Genomic DNA, 19,504 nt, shown 5'->3' with positions numbered 1-19,504 from the left:
GCGTTCGATTCTGTACAGGAATGGTGCCCGATGACGTCGCCGTCCGAGAGCCACCGAAACTCGCGTTCTGCCCGGCCACGAGATGGCGGGCCCGTTGAAGCAGCCCAATACCTGTCCGAAGCGACCGGGCAGCTCATTCAGGTGGCCCAGGCGCATCGCCTCGACATGGTTTGCTATTTGCTCGACATGGCGCGGATGGAGGCAAAGGAGATCGTCCGTCGGCGGCGCAATTCCAGCGGAGATTGAACAAGTTCCGAGATCCCATTCATGACGAAGGATTCTTTCGCGGTTTCTCGGATTTTGGTTGAGCTTTGACGGCATCAAGTCTGGAAATGTCCTTCATCGGCAACCGCTGTCACGAGGCGTTCGCAGTTAACCTCTAATTAACCGAACCAGTCCACGATTCGAACGTCGGGGTGGGCCGGATGTACGTCCGCTCCTGGACAATGGCTCGAAGCTGACCGCTTCGGGCCGTTGGCTTTTTTGGGAAGGCGCTTCCCTCAGCTCAACGACACGAGTGCGCCGCCATGGCGCTCCAGCCGGCCGGCGAGCTCGAGCTCCAGCAGCACCGTGCGCACCACGGCCGGCGAGATGCCGGAAAGGCGGATCAGATCGTCGATCCCGACAGGGCTCGGGCCGAGCAGGGAGAGGATGCGGGTGCGATCGCTCGCTTCCGGCTCGCCGGCCGGCGGAGCGTGTTCCGGCTCGCGGCTCGGCGTCTCCAGCGGCCGCTCCAGGATCGATGCCACCGCTGCGACGATGTCGGCGGCACAGGTGATCAGCGTCGCGCCTTGCTTGATCAGGTCATTGGTCCCGGCGGCGCGCGGGTCGAGCGGCGACCCTGGGACGGCGAACACTTCGCGTCCCTGATCGGCGGCGCGGCGGGCGGTGATCAGCGAGCCCGAGCGATAGGCGGCCTCGATCACGGCGACCCCGACCGAGGCGCCCGAGATCAGCCGGTTGCGGCGGGGAAAGTCCTTGCCGCGTGGGACATGGCCGAGCGGCATCTCGGAGATCGCGGCGCCGCGCGCCTGAATGATGTCCAGCAGCAGGTCCTGGTGCTCGGCCGGGTAGATCTTGTCGTGGCCGCCGGCCAGCACCGCAACGGTGCCGCTGGCAAGGCTGGCCCGATGCGCCGCTTGGTCGATGCCGCGGGCAAGGCCGGAGATCACCACGAAGCCGGCCGCGCCGAGATCGGCGGCGAGCTGGCCGGCGAATTTCAGTCCGGCGCCGGACGCGTTGCGCGAGCCGACGATCCCGATCATCGGACGCCCCATCACGGCGTGTGCATCGGGCAGGGCGTGGACGCCGAGCAGCGGCGGCGCATCGTCGATCGTCGCCAGCCGCGGCGGGTAGCCGGTCTCTCCGGGTGCCACCAGCTCGACGCCAATCCGGCGGCCGGCCTCGATCTCGCGCCGCGCTTCGTCTTCGGATGGGATACGTCCAGCCCGCGCCGCTCCACCCCGCCGCGCCAGCTCCGGCAACCGCTCCAGCGCCGCGCGCGCCGAGCCGAAATGATTGATTAGCGAACGAAAGGTGCGAGGGCCGACATTGTCGGCCCGGATCAGCCGCAGCCAATCGATCCGCTGCGCTTCGGTAAGAACGCTCTCCGCGTTTGTAATTGGCTCGCCCAAGCACACCCCCAGCCTGGAGTGTTGCGCAACTTATGCGTGCGGGCAAGGGTCGGACGAAAGGGGCACTGCCTCAGGTCGCAAGCTCCGACAAGTTCAGACGCCTAGTCAGCTTGGATTCCAGCCTGCGCGGCGTGCATGAACAGCGAGATTCTTGGCGTGCAACAGAAACTTCGCCTTCGACTCTCCCATGGCAGCAAATTCGACCACCAGTTTCTCAAGGTCATCCCAACTGATATCAATTCGATAGTCGCTTGTGTTGCTTTGTCCCCTGAAGATCACCTTTACCAGGCCACTCTGTTTGTCGGTGGAGACGTTGTCATCAGTTCGCTGAAATGGGGATTTCCCGAGCCTGACTAATTCCATTGATCGCTCCCTGCTAATTAGCTTTAATTCTTCAAATACTCCAAAGGAGGCGTGACATGGCGGACGACATTCGCAGGTCAGAGAAAGGTGGCAATACCGCGTATCTCAACATTGGCGCTTGGTACGATGACAAAACCGGCGAGATTCATCTGACCCTGCCCAATTCCGGGTGGTTTCATACTACTGTCAATGGCAAGCTCGGAAGTCGGCGTGGAAATCCAAATCTATACAGAAAGCTGGCGAGAGCCTTGAAAGAAGCCGGTGTGCCGGGTCCGGAGCCAGTTGAGGCAGAATAATGCCATAGAAACGCGGCCTTAGTTTTCTACGGCGGCCGAGGCCACTTACTTCTTCTCGCCGATCTTGCCCTCGGTGCCGGCCTGCAGCCGCTTGATGTTTTCGCGGTGCATCCAGAACAGCAGCAGGGTCAGCACGGCAAACAGCGAGGCGAGGGCGTTGTGGCCGAACCACCACAGGAAGATCGGGGTTATGAAGCTCGCCACCAGCGCCGACAGCGATGAGTAGCGCGAGGTGAAGGCGGTCGCGAGCCACATCAGGCAGAACACCACCGCAGCCGGCCAGAACAGGCCGATCAGCACGCCGATATAGACGGCGACACCCTTGCCGCCTTTGAATTTCAACCACACCGGAAACAGATGGCCGAGGAAAGCGCCGAACGCCGCCAGCATCGCGGCATTGGCGGCGATCGCGTCGGTGCCGGAGGCGAGATAGGCGGCGAGGATTACGGCGGCGGTACCCTTCAGAGCATCGAGCAGCAATGTTGCAGCGGCGAGGCCCTTACGGCCGGTGCGCAGCACATTGGTGGCGCCGATATTGCCCGAACCGATCGAGCGCAGATCCTGGGTGCCGGCGATCTTGGTGAGGATCAGGCCGAACGGGATCGAGCCGAACAGATAACCAATAACCAGCGCGGCGATGTAGATCCCGATCATCATCGTGGTCGTCTCCTCAATCAGTCGCGTTCGTCATTGCGAGGAGGCGAAGCCGACGAAGCAATCCAGTCCATATCTGTGACTCTGGATTGCTTCGCTTCGCTCGCAATGACGAAGAGAAATGTTTTCATTCAATCCGCGGCACATCAATGCGCGCCGACATGCTCATAGACGGTGCGGCCGCCGACGATGGTGCGGGTCACCCGGCCGGAGAACCGCGCTTCGTCGAACGGGGTGTTCTTGCACTTCGACTTCAATTCGTCCGGATCGACCAGCCACGGCACTTCGGGGTCGATCACGACCAGATCGGCGGGCGAGCCAGCCCGGAGACTGCCGCCGGGCAGGCCGAGCAGTTCGGCCGGCCGGGTCGACATCGCGCGGATGAGGCTCAACAGATCGAGCTCGCCGGCGTGCACCAGCCGCAGCCCGGCAGGCAACATCGTCTCCAGCCCGATGGCGCCGGCCGCGGCCTCGGCGAACGGCAGCCGCTTGACCTCGACGTCCTGCGGATTGTGGTCCGACATCACCACGTCGATCAGGCCGGAGGCGAGCGCCGCGATCAGTGCCTTACGGTCGGCCTCGGTGCGAAGCGGCGGCGCCAGCTTCAGGAAGGTCCGATACGGGCCGATGTCGTTCTCGTTCAGCGCGACGTGATTGATCGACACCGACGCCGAGACCGGCAGGCCGAGATCACGGGCGCGCTGCAAGATTTCCAGCGACTCAATGCAGGTCAGCGACGCGGCGTGATAGCGGCCGCCGGTCAGCATCACCAGACGGATGTCGCGCTCCAGCATCACCGTCTCGGCGGCATTGGGAATGCCGGCGAGGCCGAGCCGGGTGGCGAATTCACCCTCGTTCATCACACCTTCGCCGACGAGGTCCGGGTCTTCGGTATGGTGTACGATCAGCGCGTCGAAATCGCGCGCGTAAGTCAGCGCCCGGCGCATCACCTGCGCGTTGGTGATGCTGAGGTCGCCGTCGCTGAATGCCACCGCACCGGCGGCCTTCAACAGGCCGATCTCGGTCATTTCGGCGCCGGCGAGGCCCTTGGTGATCGCGGCCATCGGGTGGATGTTGACGATCGCGGTGTCGCGGGCGCGGCGCATCACGAAGTCGACCGTCGCCGAATTGTCGATCACCGGGCTGGTGTTCGGCTGACAGACGATCGTGGTGATGCCGCCGGCAGCCGCTGCCTGACTGGCGGAGGCGAAGGTCTCGCGATGGCTCGCGCCGGGCTCGCCGACGAAGGCACGGATGTCGATCAGGCCGGGGGCGACCACCATGCCGGCGCAATTGACGATGTCGGTGCCTTCGGGAACGCCGGCGGCGCCGATGCCGCGGCGGGCGTCGCGGATCACGCCATCGGCGATCAGCACGTCGCCGATGCCGTCGAAGTCGCGGGAGGGGTCGATCAGGCGGGCGTTGGCGAGCAGGATCGGGCGGCGGTCGGTCAGCATGTTGTTTCCCGTTCCGGCATCAGGCGTTCGGCAGGTTGCGGGCGAGGGCTTCGAGCACCGCCATCCGCACCGCCACGCCCATTTCGACTTGTTCGCGGATCACCGATTGGGCGCCATCGGCGACGATCGAGTCGATCTCGACGCCGCGGTTCATCGGACCCGGATGCATCACCAGCGCGTCCGGCTTGGCGTAGGACAGCTTCTTCTGGTCGAGCCCGAAATAGTTGAAGTACTCGGCCGAGGACGGCACGAACGAGCCGTTCATGCGCTCGCGCTGCAGCCGCAGCATCATCACGATGTCGGCGCCGTCGAGTCCTTCGCGCATGTCGCGCGCGACCTCGACGCCGAGCCGCTCGATTCCGGCCGGCAGCAGTGTGGAGGGGGCAACGACGCGGACGCGCGCGCCCATCGTATTCAGCAGAAGGATGTTGGAGCGAGCGACGCGCGAATGCATCACGTCACCGCAGATCGCCACCACCAGGCCTTCGAGCCGGCCCTTGTTGCGGCGGATCGTGAGCGCGTCGAGCAGCGCCTGTGTCGGATGCTCGTGCGCGCCGTCGCCGGCGTTGATCACCGAGCCGTCGACCTTGCGCGCCAGCAGTTCCACCGCGCCGGAGGCGTGATGGCGGACCACCAGGATGTCCGGGTGCATCGCATTCAGCGTCACCGCGGTGTCCATCAGCGTCTCGCCCTTGCGCATCGAGGACGAGGACACGTTCATGTTCATCACGTCGGCGCCGAGGCGTTTGCCGGCGATCTCGAACGACGACTGCGTCCGCGTGGACGCTTCGAAGAACAGATTGACCTGGGTGCGGCCGCGCAAAGAGGTGCGCTTCTTGTCGACCTGCCGGTTGAGCTCGACATACTCCTCGGAGAGGTCGAGCAGGCCGGTGATGTCGGCGGCGGAAAGCCCTTCGATTCCCAGCAGATGCCGGTGACCGAGGACGAAAGTCGATTTTGGGGCGGGGGTCATTAAAGCAAGAGCTATAGGGAGTGTTGGATAGCCGGGCAAGCGCCAACGGAGCCCGGCGCGGAATAATCCCCCGGGCGTTGTGGAACAGCCGACATTTCGGTTTTGCCGCGTCTCACCTTTGCCTGCGTTGGTCGAAAGTCGTGAGCTCTGGTAAAGCGGTCGGGTCTCTTCGTGCCATCCAGGAGCTCCCATGCCGACGCTTGCGACCGCGCTGCTCGACGCCCTCAAGGATCATGGTGCCCGAGAGATCTTTGGCATTCCCGGCGATTTCGTGCTGCCGTTCTTCAAGGTGATCGAGGAGAGCGGCGCACTGCCGTATTTCACCATGAGCCACGAGCCGGCGGTCGGGTTCGCAGCCGATGCGGCGTCGCGCTATCGCGGCAGCATCGGTGTCGCGGTGGTGACCTACGGGGCCGGCGCCTTCAACCTCGTCAACTCGATTGCCGGGGCCTATGCGGAGCGCTCGCCAGTGGTGGTGATCGCCGGGGCGCCGGGCGCGCGCGAGCGGACCAGCGGTTATCTGCTGCATCACCAGGTCCGCACCGTCGATTCCCAACTCGCGGTATTCAAGGAAGTCACCTGCGATCAAGCCGTGCTGACCGATCCTGTCACCGCGCCGGCCGAGATCGCCAGGGTGCTGCGCAGCGCGCTCGAATTGTCGCTTCCGGTGTACATCGAATTTCCGCGTGACATGGTCGACGCCAAGGTCGACCCGGTGCCGAAGCTGCCGCGGCGGGAGGCCGACGCCGGCGCGCTAGAGGAGTGCGCCGAGGAGATTCTGGCGCGGATCGCCAAGGCAAAGTCGCCAGTGGTGGTGGTCGACGTCGAGATCCGCCGTTACGGCGTGGAGAAACAGGTTGCCGCGCTGGCGCGCAAACTCGGCCTGCCGGTGGTGACCACCTTTATGGGCCGTGGCCTGCTCGAAGGTGAGGACGACGTCGTCGCCGGCACCTACATGGGCGCGGCCGGCGATGCAGGCCTGTCGGCGCTGGTCGAAGAGTCCGATCTGGTGCTGATGTTCGGTGTCATTCTGTCCGACACCAACTTCGCGCTGTCCTCCAACATGACCGATCCGCGCCGCACCGTTCTGGCAACCGGACGCGAGGTACAGATCGGTCATCATGTTTATCGCGATCTTCCGCTGGCCGATCTGATCGCGGGCCTCGACGCCCACGCCGCGCAGCATCCACCGCGGCCGCGCAATGTCGGCAAGGGGATGGGCTACCCGCGGGGGCTCACTGCTGATGGGGCCCCGATCGCGCCGTCGGATATCGCCACCGCGATCAACGATCTGTTCGACCGCTACGGAAAAATGCCGATGACCGCGGATATCGGCGACTGCCTGTTCACCGCGATGGAGATCGACAACACCGCGCTGGCGGCACCGGGATACTATGCGGGTATGGGGTTCGGCGTGCCCGCCGGTATCGGCGTTGCCGCGACAGGCTTACGGCCGCTGGTGCTGGTCGGCGACGGCGCGTTCCAGATGACCGGCTGGGAGCTCGGCAATTGCAAGCGCTACGGGCTCGATCCGATCGTGGTGCTGTTCAACAATTGCAGTTGGGAAATGCTGCGGGTGTTCCAGCCGGAGTCGAAGTTCAACGATCTCGACGACTGGCATTTCGCCGACATCGCCAAGTCGATCGGCGGGGTCGGCGAACGCGTGACGACGCGCGCCGAACTCGCCGCGGCGCTCGCCCGCGCAGTCGAGCGGCGCGGGGTGTTCTCGCTGATCGAGGTGATGCTGCCACGCGGCGCCACCTCGCACACGCTCGCCCGTTTCGTCATCGGCTTCAAGGCGGCGCGCGAACGGATGAAGTGAGGGCGCGGCGATCCGCCGTGTCCTCGGGGCGGTTTTCTGCGTAACATGCGCGCGAATCCGCACCGCTCCAGGACCGACATGACGCAGCCATCCTTCGCCACCCACGAGGTGTTCAACCAGTCGCCGCCGCTTCCGGACCTCGACCTGTTCGGCGCCGACCGGCCGTTGCTCGAGGCGGTCACCTTCAATCAGGGTGCCAACGCGCATGTCGAGCTCGAAGCCTTCGGCAAGGCGTGGGGAACCACCGAGATGGCCGAACGCGGCCGCCTCGCCAATGAATATACCCCGAAGCTAAAGACGTTCGACGCCAAGGGGGTGCGCCGCGATCAGGTCGAATTCCATCCGTCCTATCACGAACTGATGGCTGAGAGCTTCAAGGCCGGCCTGCACAACTCCACCTGGGACACGCACGGCAAGCCCGCCGGCAATGCTTCGGAAGTGGTGCGCGCGGCGAAGTTCTACATGGCCGCTCAGGTGGAGACCGGTCACCTCTGTCCTGTGACGATGACGCGCGCATCGGTCGCCGCGCTGGGAGCGCAGCCGGATCTGCTGGCGCAGGTGATGCCGGTGCTCGGCACGCGTCAGTACGATCCGAGCTTCGCGCCGTGGTCCGCCAAGCGGGGCATGAGCATCGGCATGGGGATGACCGAGAAGCAGGGCGGCACCGATCTCCGCACCAACACCACGCGCGCGATCCGCGATGGTGACGCCTATCGCATCGTCGGCCACAAATGGTTCATGTCGGCGCCGATGTGCGACGCCTTCCTGGTGCTGGCGCAGGCCGACGAAGGGCTGAGTTGCTTCTTCATGCCGCGCTTTGCGCCCGATGGTTCGGTCAACGAGATCCGGTTCCAGCGGCTGAAGGACAAGCTCGGCAACCGCTCCAATGCGTCGTCCGAAGTCGAGTTCACCGGCGCCTATGCGCTGCCGGTCGGCGAGCCCGGCCGCGGCGTCCGCACCATCATCCAGATGGTGCAGCTCACCCGGCAGGATTGCGCGATCGCTTCCGCCGGCCTGATGCGCTCGTCGCTGGCGCATGCCGTGCAGCACACCCGACACCGCACCGTTTTCGAGAAGCGTCTCGCCGACCATTCGCTGATGGTCTCGGTTCTCGCCGACATGGCGCTGCAGGTCGAGGCTTCGGTCGCGCTGGTGATGCGGCTTTGCCGCGCCTTCGACGAGGCGCCGAACGATCCGTTCGAAGCCGCCTATATGCGGCTGCTGACGCCGGCGGTGAAGTACTGGATCTGCAAGTCGGCGCCGCCATTCGTGTACGAAGCGATGGAATGCCTCGGCGGCAACGGCTACGTCGAGGAGGGCATCCTGACGCGGCATTATCGTGAGGCGCCGGTCAATGCGATCTGGGAAGGATCCGGCAACGTAATGTGCCTGGACGTGCTGCGCGCGATCTCCCGGGAGAGCGATGCCGGCACCGAGGTGTTGCAGGCGCTGATCCAGGATACCTCGGCGCTCACCGGCGGGCCGACGGCGGCCGGCCTGATCGCACGGGCACTTCTGCAGGTCGATAACGAGCGCACCGCGCGGCTGGCCGTCGAGATGTTGGCCAAGCTCGCCGCCGCCGCAGCCCTCAACGAAATCCACCCGCCGCATGCCGAGATGTTCGCGCGCACCCGGCTGGCGCCCGAGCCGGCGACGCTGTACGGCGCCGCCGATATTCCGACCGACATCGCGAAGGGCCTGTTGGCGCGCGTGCTGCCGGAGATGTGAGGCGGCGGGTGCTTTTGCGGAAGCGCTAACTCCGTCATTGCGAGCGAAGCGAAGCAATCCAGAGGCTCAGTGCACTGCGTTTCTGGATCGCTTCGTCGCTTCGCTCCTCGCGATGACGGGAGCGCAAGTGATCAGTCGACCGCTTCGCCTTCCGAGAAGTACCAGCGGCCTCGAGCTTTGCGGAATTGCGAGCGCTCGTGATGGCTCTGCTCGGGGGCGCCGCCGCGGCGGAAGCGGGCGATGAACTCGACGGTGCCGCGGCTGCCTTTCTCGGTGCTGCCGAGCACCCGCAATTCGAGAAAGTCCGACTCTTCCATCCAGGCGCGATTGACGTCGTGATCGAACAGATCGCGCCGCTCCGGATCGGTGGTCTCGACGATGTAGTCGAAGTCTTTCAGAGCATAGGCCGCGTAGCGCGATCGCATCAACGCTTCCGGCGACGAGGCGGGCCGGGTACGGGCGAGCAAGGGGCCGCAGCAGTCGTCGTAAGCCTTTCCCGAGCCGCAGACGCAATTCATCGGATCATTCCTGTCGCAGGCTCACTCGGCGCGGCGCATCGCCGCGAGGCGGTCGAGTGCGCCCTGGAGGATGAAGATCGCGGCGTGTTCGTCGATCACCTTGGCTCGTTTCGCCCGGCTGACGTCATTGGCGATCAGCTCGCGCTCGACCGCGGCGGTCGACAGCCGCTCGTCCCACAGTCCGATCGGCAGCTCGGTGAGTTTCGCCAGATTGCGGGCAAAAGCGCGGGTCGACTGCGCCCGCGGTCCCTCGCTGCCGTCCATGTTGAGCGGCAGGCCGAGCACGAAGCCGCAGGCGGTGCGCTCGGCCGCGAGTGCCAGCAGCCGCGCAGCATCGGCGGTGAACGCCTTGCGAGCGATGGTCTCGACGCCGGTGGCAAGCTTGCGGTCGGGGTCGGACGCCGCGACGCCGATCGTCTTGGTACCGAGGTCGAGGCCGAGCAGGCCGCCGCGCGCTGGCCAGTGCGCAGCGGCTTCGATCAGAGGGAGGATTTGGGCAGGCATAACGCCCGCATAGCATGCGCAGAGGAGTTACGAAAACCTCCATTGGTCCTTCTGCCCCGCCGGCCATGCCGCAGAACCGCCATAGCCCAGGCTGCGTTGATGTGTAAAACGGAGGTCGGCAACGACGCCGCACCGCTTCCCCCTTCCATCGCGAGAGCCTGATCATGTGGCCGGATCGCCGTCTCCTCGACCTGTTCGCTATCGAATGCCCAATCCTGCTCGCCCCGATGGCGGGAGCGATGGATGCGGAACTCGCCGTTGCCGCGGCGCGCGGCGGGGCGCTGGCCTCGCTGCCTTGCGCGATGCTGACGCCGGAGAAAGTGCGCGAGCAGGTCGGGATCTTCCGGCAGCAGATCGCAGCGTCGATCAATCTGAACTTCTTCTGCCATCAGGCGGTGACGCCGGATGCGGCGCGCGAGCAAGTCTGGCGCAAGCGATTGACGCCGTACTTCACGGAGCTCGGGCTCGATCCGGCGATGCCGGCACCGGCGGCGAGCCGGGCGCCGTTCGATGCGGCAATGTGCGCGCTGGTCGAGGAACTGAGGCCCGAAGTCGTCAGCTTCCACTTTGGGCTTCCGGAGAAGGCGCTGCTCGACCGCGTCAAGGCGACCGGCGCCAAGGTGATTGCATCCGCCACGATCGTGCGCGAGGCGATCTGGCTTGAAGAGCACGGCGTCGACGCGGTGATCGTGCAGGGCGCCGAAGCTGGCGGCCACCGCGGCATGTTCATGACTGATGACATTGCGCAGCAGCCGGGATTGTTCGCGCTGCTGCCTCAGGTGGTCGATGCGGTGCGGGTGCCGGTGATCGCGGCGGGCGGCATCGCGGACGGCCGCGGCATCGCGGCGGCGTTCGCGCTCGGCGCCGCCGGCGTGCAGATCGGCACCGCGTATCTGCGTTGCCCCGAAGCTCGGACCAGTGCGCTGGTGCGGGCGCAGCTCGCGCAGGGCACCGACGAAGCAACCGTGATCACCAATGTGATGACCGGCCGGCCGGCGCGTGGCGTCGCCAATCGTCTGATGCGCGAGGTCGGACCGGTGTCGCCGGACGCGCCGGCGTTCCCGCATGCGGCCTCGGCATTGGGGCCGCTGAAGTCGGCCGCCGAGCAGCACGGCAAAACCGACTTCACCAATCTGTGGGCCGGGCAGGCGGTCCGGCTCGGCCGCGACATGCCGGCAGCCGAACTCACCCGGGCGCTGGCCGGCGCGGCCGTGGCGCGGCTCAGCCAGCTCGCGGGCTGAGCCGGCGGGCGGCGCACCGAGGTTGCGACGAGAAACCGGGCTCTGCTATACGGCGCAGGTCGATATCTCGCAGAAGGGCCCTATATTATGTCGGTCGATACCGCCACTGTTCGCCGCATCGCGCATCTGGCGCGGATCGCCGTGACCGAGGACGAGGTGCCGCATCTGCAGGGCGAGCTCAACGCGATGCTGGCCTTCGTCGAGCAGCTTTCGGAAGTGAACGTCGAGGGCGTCGAGCCGATGACCTCGGTGACGCCGATGCAGATGAAGAAGCGCGCCGACGTGGTCAATGACGGTGAAATTGCCGATCAGGTGGTGGCGAATGCCCCGGCGACCGAGGATCACTTCTTCCTGGTGCCGAAGGTGGTCGAATAAAGGACGCGCCGATGTGCCTGCTGTGCGACGACGAGAAGGCCTATCAGGCCTACATGGACTACCTCGACGCGATGGGGCGGCAGGGCAAGGTCGTCGATGCCGATAAGGCGATGGATGCGGTGCTCGACCAGCTGCAGGCCGCCGACAAGGCCAAGCGCGACGCGCCCGAGAACGACAAGACGCTGTCGCCGTTCTTCTGCAGCCCGGTCAATAAGTAGAGATCACGCCTTCTTCAGCTTCCGCACCCGGCGCAGGTCGGCGTTGATCTGCGACTGCCAGCCGCGGCCCAAAGCGCGATAGGCATCCAGCACATCGGCATCCAGCCGCAGCGTCACGGAGCTTTTCGGTTGTGTCCCGAGCGGTGGACGCCCGCGGCGGACGATCTTGCCGTCGACGCGGATCTCACCGGTCCGGAAAAACTCGTCGAGCAGTTCCGGGGCATCGTCTGGATCGTCAGTCAGAGGTTCGCCGAAAGAGCGCGGCCCAGCGGACTTCTTCCTTGGCATGACAGTACCTCATTGAAATCACATGACGACCGCCGTTGCGAGGCGTCCAGACAATCACGACCATGCGTGAACCAACATATCCGGCCGTGATGTAACGGCTCTCGCCGTAGTCAAATCGGTCGTCGAGCTTGGTCACGATGCGTCCGGCAAACGCCGTTGCAGCATCCGCGGCAAAATCGAGACCGCGATGCCGCCGGGTCCAATCCCGCTTTGCCGGATCAAACGTGATTGCCATTGAATTATGTAACTACAATAATCTTGCCGTCAATGGTCGGACTGTAACCGACGGGCAAATCGGTGCAATCGCTTCATTTCCCGCAGGCGCTGTGCTAGCCAGCGCTGAGCAGAGCCGCACGATCCGCGGCGCCCGTGACCGGCCTGTCGCCGGCTTCTATTCTGGCGTGCCCTGAACCATGACCGACCTGACTTCGCTGACGCTGGCCGAGGCCCGCGATGGCCTCGCAAACAAGTCCTTCACCGCGGTCGAACTGACCGACGCCCACCTCGCCGCGATCGAAGCGGCGCGCGTGCTCAACGCCTATGTGGTCGAGACGCCGGACGAGGCGCGGCGCATGGCACAGGCCGCTGATGCGCAGATCGCCAAAGGCGAGGGCGGTCCGCTCGCCGGCATCCCGCTCGGCATCAAGGATCTGTTCGCCACCCAGGGCACGCGAACCACGGCGTGCTCCAAGATCCTCGGCGACTTCAAGCCGACCTACGAGTCGACCGTCACGTCGCAGCTCTGGCGCGACGGCGCGGTGCTGCTCGGCAAGCTCAACAACGACGAATTTGCGATGGGCTCGTCGAACGAGACCTCGTGCTTCGGTCCCGTCGTCAATCCGTGGCGCCGTGCCGGCTCCGACGCCAAGCTGGTGCCGGGCGGCTCGTCGGGTGGTTCGGCCGCCGCGGTTGCGGCAGGCCTGTGCCTCGGCGCCACCGCGACCGACACCGGCGGCTCGATCCGCCAGCCGGCCGCGTTCACCGGCACGGTCGGCATCAAGCCGACCTACGGCCGCTGCTCGCGCTGGGGCATCGTCGCGTTCGCGTCCTCGCTCGATCAGGCCGGTCCGATCGCCCGCACTGTGCGTGACTCCGCGATCCTGCTGCGCTCGATGGCCGGACATGACCCAAAGGACGCCACCTCGGTCGATCGTCCCGTGCCGAACTACGAGGCCGCCGTCGGCGGCTCGGTGAAGGGCATGAAGATCGGTATTCCGAAGGAGTACCGGCTCGACGGCATGCCGGCCGAAATCGAGAAGCTGTGGAACCAGGGCGCCGAGTGGCTGAAGGCGGCCGGCGCCGAGCTGGTCGACGTGTCGCTGCCGCACACCAAATACGCGCTGCCGGCCTATTACATCGTGGCGCCGGCCGAGGCCTCATCGAACCTCGCGCGCTACGATGGCGTCCGCTACGGCACCCGCGTCAACGGCCGCAACGTCGGCGAGATGTACGAAAATACCCGTGCCGCTGGCTTCGGCGCCGAGGTCAAGCGCCGGATCATGATCGGCACCTATGTGCTGTCGGCGGGCTATTACGACGCCTATTATCTCCGCGCCCAAAAAGTCCGCACGCTGATCAAGCGCGACTTCGAGCAATGCTTCGATCAGGGCGTCTCGGCGATCCTGACCCCGGCGACGCCGTCTGCGGCGTTCGGCATTGGCGAGAAGGGCGGCGCCGATCCGGTCGAGATGTATCTGAACGACATCTTCACCGTGACGGTGAACATGGCCGGCCTGCCGGGGATCGCGGTTCCCGCGGGCCGCGACTCGCAAGGATTGCCGCTCGGGCTGCAACTGATCGGGCGTCCGTTCGACGAGGAGACATTGTTCTCTGTCGGCGAGGTGATCGAGCAGGCGGCGGGTCGGTTTGTGCCGCAAAAATGGTGGACCTGATCGGCGTGTCGCCAGGCCGGGTTCCAGATTGCGTTTGTCCGCTCCGTTCGTCATTCTCGGCCCGGGGCAGGGGTGTTGAATGAGCGCTGACGAAGGCGAACTTCCACCGCAAGGTGTCGATCAGATCCTTGGATCGACGAAGCTTGCCGCGGCGATCGAGAGTGACCGCTACAAGCACCTGCTCGACAACGTTCCGGTCGCGATCGCCGTATCGCGTGGTTATGGGGCGGAGCAGCAAGTCGTCTATGTTAATCAGGCATTCGAAGCGCTCACGTCGCTGACCAAAGCTGACGTCGACGGCCAGGGCTGGTCGTGCCTCGATGCCTTCGCCGACCAGGATGACACCGGCCACGCTCTCGGCGCCGCAATTCGCGATGGCGAAGAGTTCGTCGGCGTCTTCCGCAAGGTGACGCCGACCGATCGGCTGCTGATCGTTCAGGCCTATGCGGCCGTGATCGAAAGCGATGACGGTGTCGAGAATTATCGGATCGCGGCGCTGGTCGACGTCGGCGGCCGCGAGCGGGCGCAGATCGAGCGGTTCGAAAGTCAGATCCGCGAGCGAGACACTCTGATGCGCGAGCTGCAGCACCGGGTGAAGAACAATCTTCAGCTCATCACCGCTCTGATCCGGCTCGAGGCACGCTCGGCCGCGGAAGGGGAAACCGTCGCGCTGGCGAGGCTCGCCAGCCGGATCGATGCGCTGACCGTGCTATATCGCGTTCTGTCGGACGAAGCCCCGAGAGCCGACGGCGGGCAGATCGATCTTGGACAGTATCTGTCGGACATTGCCGATGCGGTGATCAATGCCAACGCCGCAAGCGGTGTCAGTTGCGAGGTCAGCGCCGGCTACTGCCCGCTGTCCGTCAATGTCGCGATGCCCGCGGGACTTCTGGTGAACGAGATGCTGACCAACGCGCTGAAATACGCGTTCGTCGGCCGCAGCGCCGGACGGATCAAGGTAATCTGCAGCGTCGAGGCGGGGCGCGTCTCGGTGGTGGTGTCGGACGATGGCGTCGGCCTTGCCGAGGGGCAGCAGTGGCCGTCGCCGCGCAAGCTCGGTGCGCTCATCCTGCAGACCCTCAAAGAAAACGCGCGCAATGTCGGCTTTGAGGTGAAGACCATTCGAGGTCAGGGCACTTGGTTCACACTGACTTTCGAAGTCGTACCCGCGCCCGCACCAAATTAGGACATTCCCGAACGTTATCTTTCGCTCGCTCCGGCTGCCGTCGCGGGATCGGCTAGTCCAGTCTCTGCCGCGCCAGCCATTGCCGCGGCGTGATGCCGAGTTCTGTTCGGAACGCCGTGCGCAGCGCGGCGGCATCTGGAAAGCCGCAGCGGGCGGCGACGTCTTCGAGCCCGCGCGCGCCGCTGGCGAGGAGGTCTTGCGCGCGCGCCAGGCGGACGCGGCGCAGCCAGTCGCCGAGATTGCCACCGGTGCGCGCGCGGATGTGGCGAGTGAGGCTGCGGCGGCTCATGCCCGCTCGCAGCGCCAGCTCGTCCAGCGACGGCGCGGACGCCGGATCGGCGCGCAGGGTCTCCAGCAGATCGGTGATCCTGCGATCGGCAGTCGAGCCGATCGCAGGGCGCTCGATCAGTTGCGGCTGTTCGCCCGCACGTTGCGGTGCGACCACAAGGTGCCGGGCGACGCGGTTGGCTTCGGCCGTGCCGGCGATCCGGCCCAGCAGGTGCAGGCAGCAATCGAGGCCGGAGGCGACGCCCGCCGAGGTGAGGATCCGCCCCTCGTCGACGAACAGAGCGCCCGGATCGACGGCGACGTGGGGATAGCGCGTTGCAAAGGTCTCGACGCACGCCCAGTGCGTCGTTGCGCGGCGCCTGTCGAGCAGACCTGCTTCGGCAAGGCCGAACGCGCCGAGGCAAAGTCCGACCACGATCGCACCGCGCGCCTCGGCGGCGCGGAGCTCGGAGGTGATCGCTGCGGGCACCGGCTCCTCCGCGGCACGCCAGCCCGGCAGGATGACGACGTCGGCGTCGCGGGCGGCTGCGAGCGGCAGGGGGGCTTCGATCGTCAGGCCGCCCGTCGCTGAAAAACGCGGCTGTGACGCACAGACATCGACCCGATGGCCGCCGGCGAGAAACGGTTCGCCGAACACCGCGAGCGGTGTCGACAGCATGAACGGGCTGATCTGGTCGTAGGCGAGAATGGCGATCCGCATTGGCCCAATTTACCCGAAGAATGTCTATCAGGCCACTGATCCCTGGCGACGCAGTTGCTTAGAGGGAAGGGGCGTTTCGACAGCCAACAAGGGAGATACCGATGGCGCGCGCGCTTCTCGTAATCGACATTCAGAACGACTACTTCACAGGCGGCGCGTTGCCGCTGTGGCAGGCCGAGGAGACCGAGGCGCGGCTCGTCGCGGCGATCGGCAAGGCGCGGTCCGCCGGCGATCGCATCATTCTCGTGCAGCACGTCTCGACTGCGGCGGCCGGGCCGTTCGTGGCAGGTAGCGTCGGCGTCGCGATCCGTCCGGCGATTGTCCCGGCGGCGGGCGATGCGCCGGTCGTCACCAAGAGTGTTGCCGACGCCTTTCAAGGTACCGGCCTCGCGCACCATCTGACCGGGATCGATCAGCTCCTGGTCGCCGGCATGATGACGCAGAACTGTGTGGTGTTCACCGCGATGTCGCGGGCCGCCGATGGTCTCGGTGTCAAAGTCGTCAGTGACCTCTGCACTGCGCCGACCGCGGTCGTGCATCAGATCGCGCTGAACGCGTTAGCGTCGAAGATCGACGTCGCGACAGCCGCAGAGGTTTGGGCGTAGCATCCGGTAGAGACGGCTGTGGCCACACGGCTGCACCGTTATCTGCCTCCAAAACTGGACTTTCGCCGGCCAAATAGTTACTCTGTAACTATTGCGACGGTGGAGGTCGCTCATGGGAAAATATGAGCCGCTGACCGAGTTTCTCAAGCAGCAGACCCGCAGTGAAGTGCGGATGAGCTTTGCGCAGATCGAGCGCGTGATCGGCAGCAAGCTGCCGCCGGTCGCGCAACGCCATCGTGCTTGGTGGAGCAATTCGCCGACCAACAATGTGATGACTAAGGCTTGGCTAGACGCAGGTTTCCGTAGCGAGCAGGTCGATATGGCGAGCGGGCGACTAGTATTCCGCCGCAATGATCACGTTCAAGCGCTTCGCGTCACGGCCGATGCGAGGTCCGGCCGCCATCCGTTGTTCGGATGCATGAAGGGGACCGTCCGGATTCCGGACGGCGTCGATCTAACGGCGCCGGCTGAACCGGATTGGGGTGAGCTCGCCTATGGCGATGATCTGCCTGAGCGGCCGCGATAACGTGCCGTCGCTGCTGCTCGATACCTGCGCGTTGATCTTCTTCGCGACGGGCGATGATGACGCAGGCGAGGCGCGGGCTCTCGTGCAACAGGCTCATGAGACGGGGGAGGCCATCGCCGTCTCGCCGATTTCGGCCTGGGAGATTGGGCTGTTGGTTGCGCGGGGGCGCCTCGATCTGCTGATGTCGCCTCTGCAATGGTTCGATCAGGTGATGGAGCGCTCCGGTTTGTTGCTGGCGGCGCTGACGCCGGATGTGCTGGTGGCTTCATCGTTCCTGCCGAGCTTCCCGCACCGCGACCCGGCGGATCGGATCATCGCTGCGACCGCCCGCGCCTACGGCTATCGGTTGATCACGCGCGATCGGTCGTTGTTGGCATATGCCCGGGAAGGGCATATTCAGGCGCTGTCTTGTTGAATCTGCGCCCGTCGAAAGGCTTCTCCCATGAACGCACCCGTCAAACCGTCCCAGCTCATCAAGGGCGCCACCGGCGATTGGGAAGTCGTAGTCGGGCTGGAGATCCACGCCCAGGTCTCCTCCAACGCCAAACTGTTCTCGGGCGCCGCGACCCAATTCGGCGGTGCGCCGAACACCCAGGTTTCGCTAGTCGACGCGGCGATGCCCGGCATGTTGCCGGTGATCAACGAGGAGTGCGTCCGCCAGGCGATCCGCACCGGGCTTGGTCTGAACGCCAAGATCAACTTGCGCTCGGTGTTCGACCGCAAGAACTATTTCTATCCGGACCTGCCGCAGGGCTATCAGATCAGCCAGTACAAGTCGCCGGTGGTTGGCGAGGGCGAGGTCGTGGTCGACCTGCCGGACGGCGGCTCGGTCACGGTTGGCATCGAGCGGCTGCACCTGGAACAGGATCCGGCCAAGATGCTGCACGACAAGTTGCCGTCGCAGTCCCTCATCGACTTGAACCGCTGCGGCATCGCCCTGATGGAGATCGTGTCCAAGCCGGACATCCGCGACGCCGAACAGGCCATGGCCTATGTCGCCAAGCTGCGCAGCATCATGCGCTTTCTCGGCACCTGCGACGGCGACATGGAAAAGGGCAGCCTGCGTGCCGACGTCAACGTCTCGGTGCGGCGCCCGGGCGAGCCGTTCGGCACCCGCTGCGAAATCAAGAACATCAATTCGATCCGCTTCATCGGCCAGGCGATCGAGTACGAGGCGCGCCGCCAGATCGGTATCCTCGAAGATGGTGGCAAGATCGACCAGGAGACGCGGCTGTTCGATGCGGTCAAAGGCGAGACGCGGTCGATGCGGTCGAAGGAAGAGGCGCACGACTATCGCTACTTCCCCGATCCGGACCTGCTGCCGCTGGAGTTCTCGCAGGCCTATGTGGACGAGCTGAAGGCCGCGCTTCCCGAGTTGCCCGATGCCAAGAAGGCCCGGTTCATCGGCGATTTCGGGCTGTCGGCCGACGACGCCGGGGTGCTGGTGAGCGAGCGCGAGAGCGCCGAGTTCTATGAAGCGGTGCTGGCCGGGCTCGCCGACAAGGCGCGCGACGGCAAGCTTGCGGCCAACTGGGTGATCAACGAGTTGTTCGGCCGGCTCAACAAGGACGGCCAGAGCATCGACGCCTCACCGGTCTCCGCCGCGCAGCTCGCCGCGATCGTCGACCTGATTGGCGAAGGCACCATCTCGGGCAAGATCGCCAAGGAACTGTTCGAGATCGTCTGGGTCGAAGGCGGTGATCCGCGCGTGCTCGTCGAGCAGCGTGGCTTGAAGCAGGTCACCGATCTCTCGGCGATCGAAAAGGTTGTCGACGAAATTGTCGCGAACAATCCCGACAAGGTCGCGCAGGTCGCGGCGAAGCCGGCGATGCTCGGCTGGTTCGTCGGACAGGTGATGAAATCCTCCGGCGGCAAGGCCAATCCGCAGGCCGTCAACGACCTGCTCAAGCGTAAGCTCGGCCTCTGAGACAGACCTTGCGTGGTCGCGCGCGACCCGCCGCGCCGCCGCCGCGTCCTGGCGCGACAGCGCTGACGTTCGCGAATCAGCCGTCCCCCTCGTGCAGGAAACCCCTGTGCCGGAGCGTTTGAACGCTCCGGCACAGGGGCGCGCGCGAAAATTTTTTCATTGCCAAACATTGCGACTCAGGCACTGCAGCCGGCCTCACCCGATCGACTCGGCGCTCTGCGCGCTTCTGCGAAGTAGTTAGTTAGTTCGATTTGTGAGTTGATGAAATCGCTGTGGCGCAGGCATTTTCTGCGATCTTGACAAATGGCG

Annotated in this window: 23 protein-coding genes; 13 read left to right on the top strand and 10 right to left on the bottom strand. The window is 65.3% G+C overall.

Features of this window, described 5'->3' with window-relative positions; genetic code table 11:
• The first annotated feature begins 30 nt into the window (after positions 1 to 30).
• A complete protein-coding gene (locus M9H71_RS10050; protein ID WP_455404884.1) occupies positions 31 to 246 on the top strand; it encodes a hypothetical protein in 216 nt (71 codons plus the stop codon).
• A 254-nt stretch (positions 247 to 500) separates the two neighbouring features.
• On the opposite strand, the gene dprA is transcribed toward M9H71_RS10050, so the two are convergent.
• Both dprA and M9H71_RS10040 read right to left on the bottom strand, forming a co-directional pair.
• The gene (dprA, locus tag M9H71_RS10045) at positions 501 to 1,634 is read right to left on the bottom strand and encodes a DNA-processing protein DprA (protein ID WP_455404883.1); all 1,134 of its coding nucleotides are present in this window, start codon (positions 1,632 to 1,634) and stop codon (positions 501 to 503) included.
• 105 nt (positions 1,635 to 1,739) lie between these two features.
• Positions 1,740 to 1,997: a hypothetical protein gene (locus M9H71_RS10040; RefSeq protein ID WP_455404882.1), complete on the bottom strand. Its 258-nt coding sequence runs from the start codon at positions 1,995 to 1,997 to the stop codon at positions 1,740 to 1,742.
• Between the two features lie 56 nt (positions 1,998 to 2,053).
• On the opposite strand from M9H71_RS10040, the gene M9H71_RS10035 reads away from it, so the two are divergent.
• On the top strand, positions 2,054 to 2,293 hold the full coding sequence (locus tag M9H71_RS10035; RefSeq protein ID WP_155413335.1) for a hypothetical protein: 240 nt from the start codon (positions 2,054 to 2,056) through the stop codon (positions 2,291 to 2,293).
• A 45-nt stretch (positions 2,294 to 2,338) separates the two neighbouring features.
• Here the strand turns inward: M9H71_RS10035 and plsY are convergent, their stop codons facing one another.
• The 3 genes from plsY to M9H71_RS10020 form a co-directional block, all read right to left on the bottom strand.
• Complete coding sequence (gene plsY, locus M9H71_RS10030; protein ID WP_455404881.1) at positions 2,339 to 2,950, bottom strand: glycerol-3-phosphate 1-O-acyltransferase PlsY; 612 nt, start codon at positions 2,948 to 2,950, stop codon at positions 2,339 to 2,341.
• A 143-nt stretch (positions 2,951 to 3,093) separates the two neighbouring features.
• Positions 3,094 to 4,404, bottom strand: coding sequence for a dihydroorotase (locus tag M9H71_RS10025; RefSeq protein ID WP_455404880.1), 1,311 nt, complete (start codon positions 4,402 to 4,404; stop codon positions 3,094 to 3,096).
• A gap of 19 nt (positions 4,405 to 4,423) precedes the next feature.
• A complete protein-coding gene (locus M9H71_RS10020) occupies positions 4,424 to 5,377 on the bottom strand; it encodes an aspartate carbamoyltransferase catalytic subunit (RefSeq protein WP_455404879.1) in 954 nt (317 codons plus the stop codon).
• A gap of 190 nt (positions 5,378 to 5,567) precedes the next feature.
• Between M9H71_RS10020 and ipdC the strand changes: the two genes are divergently transcribed.
• Positions 5,568 to 7,199 carry an indolepyruvate/phenylpyruvate decarboxylase gene (ipdC, locus tag M9H71_RS10015; protein ID WP_455404878.1) on the top strand — a complete coding sequence of 544 codons (1,632 nt, stop codon included), beginning with the start codon at positions 5,568 to 5,570 and terminating at the stop codon, positions 7,197 to 7,199.
• Positions 7,200 to 7,277: 78 nt separating this feature from the next.
• Positions 7,278 to 8,927, top strand: a complete 1,650-nt coding sequence (locus tag M9H71_RS10010; RefSeq protein ID WP_455404877.1) for an acyl-CoA dehydrogenase family protein — start codon at positions 7,278 to 7,280, stop codon at positions 8,925 to 8,927.
• 131 nt (positions 8,928 to 9,058) lie between these two features.
• Here M9H71_RS10010 and M9H71_RS10005 read toward each other — a convergent pair whose 3' ends face one another.
• The gene (locus M9H71_RS10005; protein WP_455404876.1) at positions 9,059 to 9,445 is read right to left on the bottom strand and encodes a YchJ family protein; all 387 of its coding nucleotides are present in this window, start codon (positions 9,443 to 9,445) and stop codon (positions 9,059 to 9,061) included.
• A 21-nt stretch (positions 9,446 to 9,466) separates the two neighbouring features.
• A complete protein-coding gene (gene ruvX, locus M9H71_RS10000) occupies positions 9,467 to 9,949 on the bottom strand; it encodes a Holliday junction resolvase RuvX (RefSeq protein WP_455404875.1) in 483 nt (160 codons plus the stop codon).
• Positions 9,950 to 10,113: 164 nt separating this feature from the next.
• Here ruvX and M9H71_RS09995 point away from each other — a divergent pair, with 164 nt between their 5' ends.
• The 3 genes from M9H71_RS09995 to M9H71_RS09985 all read left to right on the top strand — a co-directional run bounded on the left by M9H71_RS09995 (position 10,114) and on the right by M9H71_RS09985 (position 11,783).
• A complete protein-coding gene (locus M9H71_RS09995) occupies positions 10,114 to 11,190 on the top strand; it encodes an NAD(P)H-dependent flavin oxidoreductase (RefSeq protein WP_455404874.1) in 1,077 nt (358 codons plus the stop codon).
• An 87-nt stretch (positions 11,191 to 11,277) separates the two neighbouring features.
• Entirely contained in the window at positions 11,278 to 11,565 is a 288-nt protein-coding gene (gene gatC / locus M9H71_RS09990; RefSeq protein ID WP_455404873.1) for an Asp-tRNA(Asn)/Glu-tRNA(Gln) amidotransferase subunit GatC, read from the top strand.
• 11 nt (positions 11,566 to 11,576) lie between these two features.
• A complete protein-coding gene (locus M9H71_RS09985) occupies positions 11,577 to 11,783 on the top strand; it encodes a hypothetical protein (RefSeq protein WP_164602091.1) in 207 nt (68 codons plus the stop codon).
• A gap of 3 nt (positions 11,784 to 11,786) precedes the next feature.
• Here M9H71_RS09985 and M9H71_RS09980 read toward each other — a convergent pair whose 3' ends face one another.
• Positions 11,787 to 12,071 carry a BrnA antitoxin family protein gene (locus M9H71_RS09980; RefSeq protein WP_011158654.1) on the bottom strand — a complete coding sequence of 95 codons (285 nt, stop codon included), beginning with the start codon at positions 12,069 to 12,071 and terminating at the stop codon, positions 11,787 to 11,789.
• Complete coding sequence (locus tag M9H71_RS09975; RefSeq protein ID WP_164602093.1) at positions 12,019 to 12,306, bottom strand: BrnT family toxin; 288 nt, start codon at positions 12,304 to 12,306, stop codon at positions 12,019 to 12,021. Before M9H71_RS09975 ends, M9H71_RS09980 begins: the two co-directional genes overlap by 53 nt.
• A gap of 178 nt (positions 12,307 to 12,484) precedes the next feature.
• Between M9H71_RS09975 and gatA the strand changes: the two genes are divergently transcribed.
• Complete coding sequence (gene gatA / locus M9H71_RS09970) at positions 12,485 to 13,963, top strand: Asp-tRNA(Asn)/Glu-tRNA(Gln) amidotransferase subunit GatA (protein ID WP_455404872.1); 1,479 nt, start codon at positions 12,485 to 12,487, stop codon at positions 13,961 to 13,963.
• A gap of 79 nt (positions 13,964 to 14,042) precedes the next feature.
• Complete coding sequence (locus M9H71_RS09965; protein ID WP_455404871.1) at positions 14,043 to 15,149, top strand: sensor histidine kinase; 1,107 nt, start codon at positions 14,043 to 14,045, stop codon at positions 15,147 to 15,149.
• A gap of 52 nt (positions 15,150 to 15,201) precedes the next feature.
• On the opposite strand, the gene M9H71_RS09960 is transcribed toward M9H71_RS09965, so the two are convergent.
• Positions 15,202 to 16,137, bottom strand: a complete 936-nt coding sequence (locus M9H71_RS09960) for a GlxA family transcriptional regulator (RefSeq protein ID WP_455404870.1) — start codon at positions 16,135 to 16,137, stop codon at positions 15,202 to 15,204.
• A 101-nt stretch (positions 16,138 to 16,238) separates the two neighbouring features.
• Between M9H71_RS09960 and M9H71_RS09955 the strand changes: the two genes are divergently transcribed.
• The 4 genes from M9H71_RS09955 (at position 16,239) to gatB (ending at position 19,195) form a co-directional block, all read left to right on the top strand.
• Positions 16,239 to 16,742 (top strand): isochorismatase family protein, encoded by a 504-nt coding sequence (locus M9H71_RS09955; RefSeq protein WP_455404869.1) that lies wholly within the window; start codon positions 16,239 to 16,241, stop codon positions 16,740 to 16,742.
• Positions 16,743 to 16,854: 112 nt separating this feature from the next.
• The gene (locus M9H71_RS09950) at positions 16,855 to 17,268 is read left to right on the top strand and encodes a DUF7662 domain-containing protein (RefSeq protein WP_455404868.1); all 414 of its coding nucleotides are present in this window, start codon (positions 16,855 to 16,857) and stop codon (positions 17,266 to 17,268) included.
• Complete coding sequence (locus M9H71_RS09945; protein WP_455404867.1) at positions 17,237 to 17,683, top strand: type II toxin-antitoxin system VapC family toxin; 447 nt, start codon at positions 17,237 to 17,239, stop codon at positions 17,681 to 17,683. Before M9H71_RS09950 ends, M9H71_RS09945 begins: the two co-directional genes overlap by 32 nt.
• A 27-nt stretch (positions 17,684 to 17,710) precedes the next feature.
• Positions 17,711 to 19,195 carry an Asp-tRNA(Asn)/Glu-tRNA(Gln) amidotransferase subunit GatB gene (gatB, locus tag M9H71_RS09940; RefSeq protein ID WP_455404866.1) on the top strand — a complete coding sequence of 495 codons (1,485 nt, stop codon included), beginning with the start codon at positions 17,711 to 17,713 and terminating at the stop codon, positions 19,193 to 19,195.
• Positions 19,196 to 19,504 lie beyond the last annotated feature (309 nt).

Source organism: Rhodopseudomonas parapalustris (genome assembly GCF_053772255.1).
This window is presented reverse-complemented; position numbering and strand designations above follow the sequence as displayed.

Coding starts and splice junctions, on each gene's coding strand:
- M9H71_RS10050 (WP_455404884.1), top strand. CDS start 31: ATGACGTCGCCGTCCGAGAGCCACCGAAACTCGCGTTCTGCCCGGCCA.
- M9H71_RS10040 (WP_455404882.1), bottom strand. CDS start 1,997: ATGGAATTAGTCAGGCTCGGGAAATCCCCATTTCAGCGAACTGATGAC.
- M9H71_RS10035 (WP_155413335.1), top strand. CDS start 2,054: ATGGCGGACGACATTCGCAGGTCAGAGAAAGGTGGCAATACCGCGTAT.
- plsY (WP_455404881.1), bottom strand. CDS start 2,950: ATGATGATCGGGATCTACATCGCCGCGCTGGTTATTGGTTATCTGTTC.
- M9H71_RS10025 (WP_455404880.1), bottom strand. CDS start 4,404: ATGCTGACCGACCGCCGCCCGATCCTGCTCGCCAACGCCCGCCTGATC.
- M9H71_RS10020 (WP_455404879.1), bottom strand. CDS start 5,377: ATGACCCCCGCCCCAAAATCGACTTTCGTCCTCGGTCACCGGCATCTG.
- ipdC (WP_455404878.1), top strand. CDS start 5,568: ATGCCGACGCTTGCGACCGCGCTGCTCGACGCCCTCAAGGATCATGGT.
- M9H71_RS10010 (WP_455404877.1), top strand. CDS start 7,278: ATGACGCAGCCATCCTTCGCCACCCACGAGGTGTTCAACCAGTCGCCG.
- M9H71_RS10005 (WP_455404876.1), bottom strand. CDS start 9,445: ATGAATTGCGTCTGCGGCTCGGGAAAGGCTTACGACGACTGCTGCGGC.
- ruvX (WP_455404875.1), bottom strand. CDS start 9,949: ATGCCTGCCCAAATCCTCCCTCTGATCGAAGCCGCTGCGCACTGGCCA.
- M9H71_RS09995 (WP_455404874.1), top strand. CDS start 10,114: ATGTGGCCGGATCGCCGTCTCCTCGACCTGTTCGCTATCGAATGCCCA.
- gatC (WP_455404873.1), top strand. CDS start 11,278: ATGTCGGTCGATACCGCCACTGTTCGCCGCATCGCGCATCTGGCGCGG.
- M9H71_RS09985 (WP_164602091.1), top strand. CDS start 11,577: ATGTGCCTGCTGTGCGACGACGAGAAGGCCTATCAGGCCTACATGGAC.
- M9H71_RS09980 (WP_011158654.1), bottom strand. CDS start 12,071: ATGCCAAGGAAGAAGTCCGCTGGGCCGCGCTCTTTCGGCGAACCTCTG.
- M9H71_RS09975 (WP_164602093.1), bottom strand. CDS start 12,306: ATGGCAATCACGTTTGATCCGGCAAAGCGGGATTGGACCCGGCGGCAT.
- gatA (WP_455404872.1), top strand. CDS start 12,485: ATGACCGACCTGACTTCGCTGACGCTGGCCGAGGCCCGCGATGGCCTC.
- M9H71_RS09965 (WP_455404871.1), top strand. CDS start 14,043: ATGAGCGCTGACGAAGGCGAACTTCCACCGCAAGGTGTCGATCAGATC.
- M9H71_RS09960 (WP_455404870.1), bottom strand. CDS start 16,137: ATGCGGATCGCCATTCTCGCCTACGACCAGATCAGCCCGTTCATGCTG.
- M9H71_RS09955 (WP_455404869.1), top strand. CDS start 16,239: ATGGCGCGCGCGCTTCTCGTAATCGACATTCAGAACGACTACTTCACA.
- M9H71_RS09950 (WP_455404868.1), top strand. CDS start 16,855: ATGGGAAAATATGAGCCGCTGACCGAGTTTCTCAAGCAGCAGACCCGC.
- M9H71_RS09945 (WP_455404867.1), top strand. CDS start 17,237: ATGGCGATGATCTGCCTGAGCGGCCGCGATAACGTGCCGTCGCTGCTG.
- gatB (WP_455404866.1), top strand. CDS start 17,711: ATGAACGCACCCGTCAAACCGTCCCAGCTCATCAAGGGCGCCACCGGC.